The sequence below is a fragment of the Kribbella sp. NPDC050124 genome (genome assembly GCF_044460355.1).
Taxonomy (GTDB): Bacteria; Actinomycetota; Actinomycetes; order Propionibacteriales; family Kribbellaceae; genus Kribbella.
In genome coordinates this window covers 132,172-145,085 of sequence record NZ_JBITJU010000007.1, presented here as the reverse complement: position 1 = coordinate 145,085, position 12,914 = coordinate 132,172, and the positions used below count along the sequence as shown (strand labels likewise).

The window sequence follows — 12,914 nt, the reverse complement described above, 5'->3', positions numbered from 1 at the left end:
TCCGTCACCTGTCGTGGGTGAATCCCGTGGCTACCTTTTCGGCCAGTTCCAGGTACGCGTCCCGGGTCGCGGGACGCAGTTCGTCCAGTTCGGTCGCGGCGCCGATGTCGAGTGCGGGGTCCCAGGGGATGCGGACGGTGCCCGCGCACCGGGCGGCGAAATGGCTCTCGATCGCGTCGAGCTGGATCCGGCGCGACCGGGACCGGGTGGTGTTGATGACGGCCACGGCCGACTCGACCAGGTCGCCGTGACCGTGCTGGTCGAGCCAGTCCAGCGTGCCCGCGGCGACCCGTGCTCCGTCCAGAGCCGGTGGCATCACGACGACGATCTGGTCGGCCTCCCGCAGGATGCCTTGAACTGCGCTGTCGAGGATGCCGGTCCCGGTGTCGACGAGGATCAGGTTGTAGTGCACGGTCAGGAGGTCCAGAGCGGCGCGGTAGTCCCGTTCGCCGAGCGCCTGGCTGATGGTGGGATCGTCGTCAGACGCGATCACCTCGAGACGGCTCGACGTCTGCGAGGTGTAGGCGCGCAGGTCGGCGTACTTGGTGATCGTGGTGCGCTCGCCCAGCAGGTTGGTCACGGTCGCCGGCGACTCGCGCTGGACCCGGTAGATCAGCGAACCCGCGTCGGGGTTGGCGTCGAGCGCGACGACGCGGTCACCGCGATGCATGGCGAGGGTGTGGCCGAGCATCAGCGTAGTGGTGGTCTTGCCGGCGCCGCCTTTGCGGCTCAGGGTGACGACGCGGCGGGGAGCACGCAGGGGAGTCCGGACGCGGGCGATCTGCTCGAGTTCGCGCTGTTCGGCCGGACTCGGCCCCACGTTCACCCGGCCGCTCGTCGCGACGTAGAGGCCGTGTCGCCAGCCGTGGTGGGCGGGCGGCGTCCGGCGCCGCAGCATCTGTTCTTCGGTGAAAGCGTCTGCGCCGGGTGGTTTGGCGGCGTCGTTGACGGCAGCCAGTTCGGTGGAGGCCTTCGTGATCGTCATCGGTCCCTCCACTGGGGGTGTACGGCGGGCGAGCAGTGCTCTGACGAGGTGGTGCAGCGATCTGCCGAGGACGAGTCCGATGCCGACGATGGGCAGCGTGATGGCCAGCAGCGACAGGGCAGACAGGGCTGCCGCCCCGAGTTGGCCGGCGCTGAACAAGTCCCGCGTGGTATTCCAGATGCCGCTCGATCGAGTCAGAAAGGCGGACAGGTAGCCAGGGGTGTTCCACAGCAGTGCTCCCAGACCGATCAGCAACGTGGGGACGGTGACCAGCACCCAGGCGGTGACGATGATTCTGGTCCGCAGCCGGAGTTGAGCTGCGCCATGGTCGTGGCGGCGACCCGGGAGCAGGCTGCGCATGATCGGCCGGACGTGGCCGAACAGGTTGGGTACGCCGGCCAGGTCCCCGAGGATGTAGTAGCCGTCGAAACGCACGATCGGCAGCAACTGCTGGGCGATCTCGAGGTGGGACAGCGCGATGATCGCGAGCAAGGGCGGCCACTCGGTCCACAGGTAGGCCGCGGCGGCGGCCGCCATGAAGACGACGTTGAAGTACACGCCGCCGAGATCGGTGCGGAGCCGGCCGGCGCGATTCAGCCGGTAGGCGCTGGTGACGTTGGTGTAGAACGCCGGGATCCACAGGTAGAGCCCGACACCGATCTGTCCGGGCCGCGCACCGCCGTACGTGCATCCGGCGGCGTGGCCGAACTCGTGGAACATCGTCGCGACCAGCAGGAGCAGCAGGACCGTCAGCACTCCGGCTGGGTCGATGAGTGCGCTGAAGACGTCGGCCGCGCTGAGGGTCGTCAGCATCCAGACGTCGAACGCGACGACTGCCGCAAGGATCGCGAGGATGACAGGACGGTGGAAGAGGGGTGCGAAGACGCGGCCGATGCTCCGGACGACTGCCGACGGGAGCAGGACGCCGCGGAGACTCAACGCAAGCAGGGGATCGGCGCGCCGCTGTCCGATCGGCTCGGCCTTCGACAGCGTCACCAGGCCGGCCGGTGCCAGCTTGACCCGAACGAGTTCGACCAGGTCGGCGGGGTCCAGGTGCCGGCCGTAGGCGCGGCTCACCCGGGTGGCGAGGAGATCGGTGGACGCGTGGCCGTCGGCGTACTCGACGATCAGGTAGAGCAGCTTGGTGAGCATCACCATCTGACGGTCGGAGCGCTCGACCAGGTAGCGGTCGTCCCGGAATCCCGATCCCTCGTACGGCCCGAGCAGCCGAAGGCCGACCGCGCGACCGGGCCGGATCCCGGCTCCCGCCAGGCCGGTGGCCGCGCGATCGACCACTTCGTTCGTCGTCACAAATCCCGCCTTCGCGGCGTGCCCGCGTTGCCGCTCACGCCTCCGTGCGTGGTCTCGGTCAGCGCTGGAACACGGCCACGCCTTGGAGTGCGGACGCGGCAGCGGTCGAGCCGATCGTCGCCGCGTTCACCGCGATGGCGACGTTGACGGCGGTGATGTTGGTGAAGTTCACCAACGCGAGGGCCTCCCGAGCGGGCAGCAGGTCGACCGACTGATCGGCCAGCTCGCTGTAGGAGATCGTGCCTCGTGTCATCTAGAGTCCCCTTTCTCCAGGAGGCGTGAGCGGCGGGTGCAGCCACCGCCCACGCCCTGCCAACCCGTCAGCCCTGGTTGACGTAGATCGACTGCAGCGCCGCGGCCTTGGCCACGGAGAAGTGCGATGCCGCGTTCAGCGCCACCGCTGTGTTGGAGGCGTAGATGTTCGCCCAGTTGTACGAACCCAGTGCCTCGCGCTCCGGAAGAACCTGGACCTCCTCCAGGTCGAGCTCCACACTCGTCAGCTTGTCGTTCATGAGTCACCTCCTCCGCCGTATCGGGTGCTCACGATCAGTGCATCCCGGCGCTCGCCCTCACGGTGTTGTCACAGTGTTGTCCAGGCGTTGTCACAGCGTTGCCAGAATTCCCGAGGTCGACGGACGGGGCTGTCATCGTGGATCGTTGCCTCAAGTGGGTTTGCCAGTTGCCCGCGACCGCGGGCCCGGGGCAACGGTTCGGCCGGCTCACGGGGGAGTGGATGATGACCGATCAGGTACCGCCCGAGGCGGCGGCGTTGGTGATCAGGGTCTGGCGCGACCTGGCGGACAGCGGGATCCGAGCCCGGATCACCCGCCAGGCCGATCTGGCCCGAGATGAGCAGACGAGCGTCGTCGTGGCCTCGCCCGATGACGTCTACCAGGAGGTGCGGGCCTGGCTCGAACGTTTTATCGAGCAGTCCCGCCGAGGCTGACGACGGAACGCCGGTACGTCGGCCCGCGGTCAGCGCGGAGACGCCGATCGGCATGCCGTGTTGACATCCGGCGCTCGCTGCCCAATGGTGCTAGAGGGGGCGGTGGCACTTGGTGTCGTAGCTGTCACGCACAGCGGGAGATTCCAACGCCGAAGGAGGCGAGCACCGCAGCCACCTCGACGAGGGGAGGTCGGGCGGTGCGGACGTTCGTTGAATCAGCCGTGCAGTTGCAGCTCCTGGGCGACTGGTTCCTGACAGCTGTGGATGGGCGGCCGGATGCGGTCGAGGTCGTGAAGCTGCCGTCCGGTCCCCAACATCTCATCGCCCTGCTGGCCCTGCAGCACCGATGCGCCCGCACCCATGCCGCCGCCATCCTGTGGCCCGACTGCACCGACGAGGTCGCGGCCGCACGGCTGCGCGCGGTTCTGTGGAGGCTGCGCCACCGGCACGCCGGCGCCCCGCCCCTGCTTGAGGTGGACGACTCCTCTCTTGCACTGTCGCCAGAGGTCGCAGTCGACGTGCACGACCTCCAAGTCGGCGCCGAAGTCCTGATCCACGCTCTGGACAACACCGAAGAAGCGGTCGAAGCGGCCGCGAACGCCGTACTGCACTCTGCTGAACTGCTGCCCGGCTGGTACGACGACTGGGTGCTCGCGGCCCGCGAAAAGCTGCAGTACCTCCGCCTCGGCGCGCTCGACGCACTCGCCAACCACCGCCGACGCCAACGCCGCAGCCACGAGGCCCTGCAGGCCGCCCGCGCCGCGACCGCCATCGAACCACTCCACGAGAGTGCCCATCGCGTGATCGTGCAGACGCACCTCGACGACGGTGACATCGTCGAAGCCGTCCGCCAGTACGACTACTTCCGGGGCATGCTCGACCAGGAGCTCGGCCTCCCACCCAGCGACCTCTTCAAAGCCCTGATCGAGCCGTATCGGGCCGGCGGCAGGACCCTCGACCAGGTCACCCGGTCAGCGATGAGCTGATGCGGGCGATGATTTCCGGGTGGCTGTCGAGGAGGTAGTAGTGATCGCCCGGCAGGACGCCGGTTCGCACGGGCGCGGTGGTGTGCCGGCTCCAGCCAGGTGAGTCCGCGGCCGGTACGTGGGGGTCTTCGCCGCCCACCAGGACGGTGATCGGGCAGGTGAGTTGCTGTCCGGGCCGGTGAGCGTACGAGTAGAACATGCGTAGGTCGTGCTGGATCGCGGGGATGACGACGGCCCGGGTCTCGGGGTCGTCGAGCGCATCCGAGGAGAAGCCGATCCGGCGCAGCTCGTCGATCACTTGCTGAGGACTGCTGAGTGGCTCGTCGTTCGGGACGTGACGATCGGGGGGTGTGCACCCGGAGGCGAACAGGTGCCTGGGCCCGGGGACGCGCTGGGTTGCCAGGATCCGGGCCGCTTCGTAGCCGACAAGAGCACCCATGCTGTGTCCGAAGAGCACGTACGGGCGGTCGACGAGCCACTGCAGAGCTGCTGCCACCCGACGGGCGGCCAGGAGAAGGTCGCTGAGCGGGGGATCTCCCAGCCGGTCCTCCCGCCCGGGGAGCTGGACCGCCCACAGCTCGAATCCCGGCGGGAGGTCGGCCGCCCACGGATGGAAGAAGCTCGCGCCCCCGCCGGCGGGCGGGATGCAGACGATTCTTGCGTGGACGTCCGGATGCGTGGCCAGCAGCCGCAGGTTCTGCCGCCAGGGGGGTGCGGTGGTCATGATGACTCCAAATCGACCGTCGCAGTGACGGGGAGGTGCAGGAAGCCCCGCAGCACTGAACGAAGGTTGTGCTCCGCGGACCCGGCGGCGCGGAGCTCGGGTAGCCGGGACACGAGCTTGGTGAAGATGAGGGCGCCCTCCTCCTGGGCCATGGCCGCGCCGATGCAGTAGAAAGGCCCACCCCCGAAGCTGAGGGGCGGTGGACCGGATCTTCCGACCAGGAAGGTGTCCGGGGCGGCGTACACGCTCGGATCGCGGTTGGCAGAACCGAGGACGACGGCGAGTTCCGCGCCCGCGGGGAGCGTTGTACCGCCCAGCTCCACGGTGTCCACGGTGATCCGCCGGGTGACCTGCATCGGGGCGTCGTACCGGAGGATCTCGGTCATCGCGGTCCGGACGAGGCCGGGATCCGCGCGCAGCCGGGCGACGGTGCCGGGAGAGTCCAGCAGCGCGGCGACTCCGTTGCCGATGAAGTTGCTGGTGTTCATCGTCCCCGCGACGAAGATGGAGGTGAACATCGAGGTGAGTTCGTCCCTGGAGAGGATCTCCGGAGTGGTGTCGTGGACCCGCACCAGGTGCGAGGCGAGATTCTCGCCAGGACGGCGGCGGCACGCCTCGATGACGTGCTCGAAGTACTCCAGCAAGTCGTGGAAGCTCAGATCTGCCGCGTAGAGGTCCTGTTCGGACAGTTGCGGCTCCAGCAGGTTGGCGAGGGTGAGCGAATGCGACCGGAAGCCGGCGATCTCGTGCTCGGGAAGCCCCAGCACCCGGGCGATGCTGATGCTGGGCAGCCGGTACGACAGCACCTCTTGCACATCTGCCTCGCCACGTGTCGCGATCCGCGCCACCAGATCGTCGATCAGGGCGTCCACGGTCGCCGACTCCGCGGCGATGTGCGACGCGATCCGTCGTTTCGTGAAGAACCTGTTGACCACTCCACGGCGTCGCGGGTGGGACTCCACGTCGCCGAACTGCATCGTCCGCATCAGGCATCGGACCGCGGGATGGTGCTCCCAGGTGGGGATGCGGCGTTTCACCCACGCTGCGTCCGGGCGGCCGAACCCGCGGCCGGACAACGCCTGGGCGCAGTCGGCGTACCGGACGACGACGGTTGCCTGGTGCCGGTCGTCGTACACCGGTGGGTGCGCGCGGAGGCGGTCGTAGAGCGGGTACGGATCGCGACGACCTTGCTCCGTGCCGAGGAGTTTCAGCGCGTCATGGCAGTCGGACGTCATGGCGACACATCCCTTCCACCGTGGCGCTCGTCGGCGACCAACGCGGCCAAGGCGCCCAGTGTCGGTGCCGAGTACAGCGTGCGCAGGCTGACGCGGACGTGCAGGTTGTCGAGCAGCGACTGGGTCGCCTTTGCTGCGAGCAGGCTGTTGCCGCCGAGCGTGAAGAAGTTGTCGGACCGCCGATCAACCGGTGTGCCCAGCACGAGCTCCCACTGCCGGGCGATGGTCTCCTCCAGACCGGCTCTCGGGGGCTCGTCGGAGATCGGACTCGTCGCGGCTGGTTCTGACGCCCAGCCCGCCAAGGTCAGGCGGTCGACCTTGCCGTTGCCGGTGAGCGGCAGCTCGTCGATGACGAAGAACTGACTCGGGATCGCGTAGATCGGCAGCCGGTCCCCGAGGTACGACCGCAACGCGTCGAGATCGACGGTCTCGTACGCCGGGATCACGAAGCAGACGAGTCGTTTCCCACCCCGTGCTCCGGTCGCCACCGTCGTACTCCGGTCGATCGCCGGGTGGTCGTGCAGCGCGGCGTCGATCTCGCCCAGCTCGATCCGGAAGCCGTTGATCTTCACCTGGAAGTCGGTGCGACCGAGGATTTCCAGTACGCCGCCCGGCCGGTAGCGCACGAGGTCGCCGGTCTTGTACCAGCGCTGCCCGTCGTACCAGACGAACCGTTCGGCGGTCAGGTCCGGATCACCGCGGTAGCCGTCGGCCACGCAGACGCCACCGACCCAGAGTTCACCGGCCAGCCAGTCGGGACAGTCCCTGCCGCGAGCGTCCACCACTCGGTGACGCTGGTTGCTCAACGGGTACCCGTACGGGATCGAGGTCCAGTCCGCCTCTACGGTGTCGACCTCGAACGCGTTCGACCAGATGGCCGTCTCGGTCGGGCCTCCCAAGGCGATCAGCCGGCACCTCGACGCTGCGAGCCGTGCGGCCAGGTCTACGGGAATCCAGTCGCCGGACAGCAGGGCCAGTCGCAGACTCGTGGGCAGGTCGCGTGACGGTGACAGGAGTGCATTCATCGACGAGGGCACGGAGTTCCAGATGGTGACCTGGTAGTCGTGGATCAGCTCCCACCAGGCGTCGACGGTCCGGCGCTGCTCGTCGTTCACGAGCACCAGGGCGCCGCCCACGGAGAGCGGACCGAAGGTGTCGTAGACGGAGAGGTCGAAGTCCAGCGCGGTCAGCGCCAGCGCCCGGTCGCCCTCGCCGACGCCGTAGCGCTCGTTGACCCAGTCGATCGTGTTGACCGCGGCTCGATGCGAGACCTCGACCCCTTTCGGGCGGCCAGTCGAGCCGGACGTGAAGATCAGGTACGCAAGACCGTCCGGGGTACGGCGAACCGGCTGGCGCAACGGGTCGGCACTCACGGCTTCGGCGAAGCCAAGCACCCGAACCTTGCCCTGCCAGTCTGGTATCTCTTCGTCGGCGGCAACCGCGAAGCGGACGCCCGCACGTTCCAGGATCTGCCGTTGCCGCTCCGGCGGGGAGTCGGCCCCTACCGAGACGTACGCCGCCCCCGCAGCCAGGATGCCCAGGACGGTCGCGATGTCATCCCCACCCTTGGGCATCACGACCGCGACGACCTCCGATGAGCCGACACCGAGCCGGGACAGCGACGCGGCGATCCGCAACGCGGAATCCGCAAGCTGCCCGTACGACACGTTCTCCCCACCGTGCCGGTACAGCGCGGTCCGTTCGGGATGCTCGGTGGCACGGTCGAAGAACCGTTCGTGGAGCAGGGTCTCGGTCCGGGGTACGGCGTTGGCGTTGACCGCTTCCCGCCGTACCCGCTGATGTTCCGGCAGTGGGATGTCCACCGCTCGGGACCATGCCGCCTCGTCGGCCGCCAGGTCGCTCACCAGCCGGGTGTAGGCGGCGAACGCGTCGTCGACGATGCCGGCCTCGAACAGACCGTCGACCGCGTCCCACACCAGGTCGACGCGATCCTCGTGGGAGAAGACCTGGTGATCCAGCCACACCTGTGGTGTCTGGGTGATCATGTAGCCGAGATCGCCGAAGTACGTGCGGAAGTGGTCGGTCACCATGTCGCTGCCGAACGCGTCGAACACGTTGTAGGAGAAGATGATCGGCGCCGGGTTCCCGTAGACGGAGTTGCGGTGGGCGAGGTCGCGCAGCACCTCGACCCCGTAGTACTCCTCATGCGCTTCATTGGCCCGCAGGCTGCGCTGAACCCCGAGCGCCCGGTCGGCGAACGTCGACTCGGCGGACAGGTCGATGGGAAGCAGCACGATGTTGGAGAAGTCGCCGACCATGTTCGGCACCGCCGGGTGGGTGATGCGCCGGCCGAAGTGGGGCAGGTTGAGCAGGAACCGCGGCTCGTTGCTCCACCGGCCGAGCACCTCGGCGTAGGCCGTGGCCAGAGCCACGGCCGGCGTCACGCCGTGCGATCGGGCGCGAGCCACGAAACGCTGCCAGTCCGCCGGTGACATCGCGTGGGACCGCCGGCTGAACCGAGGGCGGTGGATGTGCTCGGGTGCCTTGGCCAGTGGGATGTCAGGCGGTCCGGGCAAGTCAGGCAGCAGATTGCGCCAGTACTCCTCGTCGACCCGCCGCTCGGCGGCCATCCGGACGCGCCGGTCCGCGAGGTACTGCGGGAACTCGTAGCCGACCGGTGGAAGAGTTTGCTCAGGGTCGCTGTAGAGGTGACTGACGTCGTCCAGGATCACCTGGACGCTCCGCCCGTCCGCGACCAGGAGGTCGAACTCGCAGTGGATCCTGGAGAATCCGCCGTCGGCGAGCGTGAGTTGGAGGTCGAAGACCTCACCGCGCTCGACGTCCAGGCGGCGGTGCGACAACGTCTCACGGATCTCGGCCAGGCCGGACTCGACCTTCGCCGCGTCGTGACCTCGCAGGTCGTGCACCGCCAGCTTCGACCACGGGGATTCGGGCATGATCTGCTGCCGACCATCCGGCAGAAACCGCGCCCGAAGCATGCCGTGCCTGCTCAGCACAGTGCGTACGGCCGCTTCCAGCCGGTCCGGATCGATGCCGTGGGCATCGAATTCGAAGTAGACGTGAGAGCCGACTCCGCCCAGCGGCTGATCGTCCGCCCTGCCGACCCAGTACGCCTGCTGAGTCGGCGTCAGCGCGAAGGGGGCGTGAACGTCGACCTCTTGCACAGAAACGGGCGTGTCGGCCGGCCTCTGCACGGCCTCGTCGACCGCCTTCGCCATGGCTGCCAGTTCGGGGTTGCTGTTGAGCATCTCGAGGGAAAGGATCGGCGAACCGAATGCCAGCTCCAGGCGGTGCAGCAGTCTGATGGCGGTGAGCGAAGTACCACCGAGCTTGAAGAAGTCGTCGGAGGCGAGGACACCGGAATGGTCGAGCAGGTCCTGCCACATCTCGGCGAGGGCTGCCTCGGTGGCGGTCAGGTCGGTCACATCACGCATGGGGAAGCACTCCTTGCAGGGCCTGTCGGTCGACCTTGCCGTGGGACGTCAGCGGGAGGTCATCGCGGACATGGATCCGCGCCGGGACCATGTAGCGGGGCAGCGTCGTCACCAGGTGCTCGCGAAGGTCGTCCTCGGTGATGTCCACGGTGTGCGGAATCACGAAGGCCACCAGCGATCGGGGACCGTCACCCTCGCTCACCGTCACGAAGCACCGCTTCACCGCCGGATGGCCGCCGAGGTGGTGCCTGACCTCCCCGAGCTCGACCCGGAACCCGTTGACCTTGACCTGCTCGTCGTACCGTCCGGTGAAAACCACATCGCCACTGGACAACAGGTAGCCGCGGTCGCCGGTGCGGTAGAGGCGCTCGCGTACGCCGGCGATGTCGCGATGGATGAACTGCTCCCTCGTGAGCTCCGGCAGCCCCAGATACCCGGCAGCCAGACCGTCTCCGGCCAAGCACAGCTCTCCGGTCTCGCCCGGCTCGCACAGCCTCCGTGTACCGTCGGACAGCACGTAGAGGCGAGTGTTCTGCAATGGACGGCCGATCGGAAACGGCATGTCGTCGCTAGGCAGGCTGTCGACCGGATAACACGTCGCCACGCACGTGGACTCGGTGGGCCCGTACAGGTTGAACACACGTCCCGGCCCGTACGCGCGCAGCGCTTTGGCCATATGCCGATGCGATTGCGCCTCGCCACCAACGGTCATCGTCGCGACGGGATCGAGTACGTCGGGCGCCTCGTCGACGATCAGGTTGAACAAGGACGTCGGGAGGGCTACGAGGTTGACGCGCCCCGTCCGGATGACCTCGCCCAATCGGGACAGGCGGACAGGCTCCTGGGGATACAGCACCGAGGTCCCACCACTGAGCAGCGCGCCCCAGATCTCGGAGGTCGCCATGTCGAACGTGAGGGCCCCCAACTGGAGGATGCGGCTGCGTTTGTCCACCGGCCCGAAGGCGGTGAAGTACACCGTCCGGTTGATCCCTCGATGCAGGATCGGCACGCCCTTGGGGAGGCCCGTCGTACCTGAGGTGTAGTAGACGCACGCGATGCTCTCGGCGGTCGAGGCGCACGGCGGATTGGCGTCGCAGGCCGTCAGCGTCCGTCCGTCGAGCGGCAGCAGGCGGGACCCGGCACCGTCGAGCCGGCCGGCGAGTTGCTCAGGCTGGTCGCTGAGCACCCACCTGCACCCGGCATCGGCGACGACGTGGCGAAAACGTTCGTCCGGCCAGTCGCGGTCCAGCGGTACGAACGTCGCCCCGCACTTCAGGATGCCCAGCAGCGCCACCAGCATCTCGGGCGAACGAGGCACGCACACCCCGACGCACGCCCCCGGCCCGACACCCTCGGCACGCAGGACGCCGACGAGCCCGTTGGCCAGCCGATTCAACTCCTGGTAGCTGACTTCACGATCACCCTGGACGACGGCGGGTGCGTCGGGCCGCCGGGCCGCCCAGTGCTCGAAGCGCTCCTGCATGCTGCTGTAGCGCGGATAGGGCGTCGTCGTCCGGTTGATCTTCCGATGGATGGCCAACGCCTCAGCCGAGCAAGTCACGAACTCCATGGCCCGATAGTGACCCTCGGCAACGCCCAGAGCCCCACCTCAGCCCTGGCACGATCCGGCGTGACGAAAACCCGCCACCGGCCAGATTACAGGTCGGTTGGGCGGCCGGGCTCGAGCCATCTGACGATGTCCGGGACGCCCGCAGCGCGGTCGAGTGTGGTGCGAAGGTGGTCCGTCGGTTCGCTGAAGTGTGACCAACCGTCGTAGTGAACCGGCACCGCCAACCTCGGCCGAACGAGTCGCATCAGCGAGATCGCGTCGCGGCTGTTCATCGAGTACCGCAGGGGACCGGTGACGGGAAATCTGACGTTGCCCAAGTGCATGAGCAGCACGTCCACGTCGAGTTCCCGGGCGAGTCGGCGTACTGGTCGATGCAGGACTGTGTCGCCGGTCATCCACACCGACACGGCGGCGGCGTGTCCCAGCGTCAGGGCGAATCCGATGACTGGTCCCGCCACGGGTCTGCTCAGAGGTGGGCCGTGGCGGCAGGGCGTGCCCCGGATCGAGAGGCGTTCTTTCCCGGGCGCTTCCAGCGACGTGGTCTCGCCGGCGGACAGACCACGGACGTTGGGCGCGGCGAGCCGCCGGGCACCCGCAGGGGTGGTCAGGACGGTGCCGGCAGCGGGGAGCAGGCCGCGGCCGCGGTCGTCGAGGTTGTCGGCATGGTGGTCGTGGCTCAGCAGCACGACGTCGACCGGTCCGATCTCATCCGGCTGGAGTGCGGGGCCTGCGGTTTTGACCGAGGAGGTGCCCCAGCCGAAGTGGTACTTGCGTCCTGGTGGGTCGAAGGTGGGGTCGGTGAGGATCCGCCACCCGCCCAGCTCGAGGAGGACGGTGGGTCCGCCCAGGTGCGTCATCCGAATCATGGACGGACCGCCCGTCTTTGTGCCGCTTGCCGGTCAGGAGTCGGTGGTGCGGTACGGCGCTTGTGCGTGGTCGAGTGCCCAGTCGAGCGCGTAGTCGGCCACAGCCTCCCAGCCGGGCGCGGCGCAGGTCCAATGGTCGCGGCCCGCGAACTCGTGGTACTCGGTCAGAGCGGGGGACTTCTTGTAGTGGTCGGCGTTCGACCTGTTCACCGACGGCGGCATGATGTGGTCCTTCTCGCCCGCGATGAACAGCAGGGGAGCGCGGTCGGCGGAGTAGTCGAGCCAGGTGTCCTGGTGGCCGGGCTTGAAGTTGGCGAACAGGCCGAACTCCCACACCCAGTTGCCCGGCGCGGGAATGTGGTACCGCTCCCAGACCGCCGCGGACTCCTCTTCGCTGAGGGTGTTGGTGAAGGCGTAGTGGAACTCCTTCGCGGTGAAGCCCACGGCCCGGTGCCGGTTGGCCGGGTTCTTCAGCGCGGGGAACAGCGACTTGGCCTGGGAGATCGGGTTCACCCGCACGCCCTCGGTCGGGGCCGAGTCGACGACAACCCCGGCCGAGCCGAGGCCCCGGGCCAGCAGCAGTTGGGTGAGGGTGCCGCCGAAGGAGTGCCCCATGATGATCGGCGGTGTCTCGACCTTCTCGATCACGTCGGCGAGGTGGTCGAGGGTCTCGGGCACGGTCAGGTTCGCGATGATGTCCGGGTTCTCCCGCAAGGCCTCGACCTCGATCTCGAACCCGGGGTATCCGGGGGTCAGGACGGTGAAGCCCTTCGCCTGGTAGTGCTGGACCCAGTTCTCCCAGCTGCGCGGTGTCATCCACAGGCCGTGCACGAGGACGACGGTGTCGGGACGGCGGGTGTCGGTCATGAGGTTCC

Annotated in this window: 11 protein-coding genes; 2 read left to right on the top strand and 9 right to left on the bottom strand. The window is 68.2% G+C overall.

Going from position 1 to position 12,914, the window contains the following annotated elements; translation table 11 throughout:
- Positions 1 to 4 precede the first annotated feature (4 nt).
- The 3 genes from ACIBL3_RS18815 to ACIBL3_RS18805 form a co-directional block, all read right to left on the bottom strand.
- Positions 5 to 2,296, bottom strand: coding sequence for an AAA family ATPase (locus tag ACIBL3_RS18815; RefSeq protein ID WP_396354676.1), 2,292 nt, complete (start codon positions 2,294 to 2,296; stop codon positions 5 to 7).
- A 58-nt stretch (positions 2,297 to 2,354) separates the two neighbouring features.
- Positions 2,355 to 2,549 (bottom strand): hypothetical protein, encoded by a 195-nt coding sequence (locus ACIBL3_RS18810; RefSeq protein WP_396354675.1) that lies wholly within the window; start codon positions 2,547 to 2,549, stop codon positions 2,355 to 2,357.
- Between the two features lie 67 nt (positions 2,550 to 2,616).
- Entirely contained in the window at positions 2,617 to 2,808 is a 192-nt protein-coding gene (locus ACIBL3_RS18805; protein WP_396354674.1) for a hypothetical protein, read from the bottom strand.
- A 224-nt stretch (positions 2,809 to 3,032) separates the two neighbouring features.
- Here ACIBL3_RS18805 and ACIBL3_RS18800 point away from each other — a divergent pair, with 224 nt between their 5' ends.
- Together ACIBL3_RS18800 and ACIBL3_RS18795 are read left to right on the top strand one after the other, a co-directional pair.
- The gene (locus ACIBL3_RS18800; protein ID WP_396354673.1) at positions 3,033 to 3,242 is read left to right on the top strand and encodes a hypothetical protein; all 210 of its coding nucleotides are present in this window, start codon (positions 3,033 to 3,035) and stop codon (positions 3,240 to 3,242) included.
- A 197-nt stretch (positions 3,243 to 3,439) separates the two neighbouring features.
- A complete protein-coding gene (locus ACIBL3_RS18795; protein ID WP_396354672.1) occupies positions 3,440 to 4,228 on the top strand; it encodes a BTAD domain-containing putative transcriptional regulator in 789 nt (262 codons plus the stop codon).
- Here the strand turns inward: ACIBL3_RS18795 and ACIBL3_RS18790 are convergent.
- The 6 genes from ACIBL3_RS18790 to ACIBL3_RS18765 all read right to left on the bottom strand — a co-directional run bounded on the left by ACIBL3_RS18790 (position 4,206) and on the right by ACIBL3_RS18765 (position 12,906).
- On the bottom strand, positions 4,206 to 4,952 hold the full coding sequence (locus ACIBL3_RS18790) for a thioesterase II family protein (protein WP_396354671.1): 747 nt from the start codon (positions 4,950 to 4,952) through the stop codon (positions 4,206 to 4,208). The genes ACIBL3_RS18795 and ACIBL3_RS18790 overlap by 23 nt on opposite strands.
- Positions 4,949 to 6,187 (bottom strand): cytochrome P450, encoded by a 1,239-nt coding sequence (locus ACIBL3_RS18785; RefSeq protein WP_396354670.1) that lies wholly within the window; start codon positions 6,185 to 6,187, stop codon positions 4,949 to 4,951. The genes ACIBL3_RS18790 and ACIBL3_RS18785 overlap by 4 nt, the downstream gene beginning before the upstream one ends.
- Positions 6,184 to 9,603 (bottom strand): amino acid adenylation domain-containing protein, encoded by a 3,420-nt coding sequence (locus tag ACIBL3_RS18780; RefSeq protein WP_396354669.1) that lies wholly within the window; start codon positions 9,601 to 9,603, stop codon positions 6,184 to 6,186. Before ACIBL3_RS18780 ends, ACIBL3_RS18785 begins: the two co-directional genes overlap by 4 nt.
- On the bottom strand, positions 9,596 to 11,173 hold the full coding sequence (locus ACIBL3_RS18775; protein ID WP_396354668.1) for an amino acid adenylation domain-containing protein: 1,578 nt from the start codon (positions 11,171 to 11,173) through the stop codon (positions 9,596 to 9,598). The genes ACIBL3_RS18780 and ACIBL3_RS18775 overlap by 8 nt, the downstream gene beginning before the upstream one ends.
- 86 nt (positions 11,174 to 11,259) lie before the next feature.
- Entirely contained in the window at positions 11,260 to 12,039 is a 780-nt protein-coding gene (locus ACIBL3_RS18770) for an MBL fold metallo-hydrolase (protein WP_396354667.1), read from the bottom strand.
- Positions 12,040 to 12,072: 33 nt separating this feature from the next.
- The gene (locus ACIBL3_RS18765; RefSeq protein WP_396354666.1) at positions 12,073 to 12,906 is read right to left on the bottom strand and encodes an alpha/beta hydrolase; all 834 of its coding nucleotides are present in this window, start codon (positions 12,904 to 12,906) and stop codon (positions 12,073 to 12,075) included.
- Positions 12,907 to 12,914: the final 8 nt, after the last annotated feature.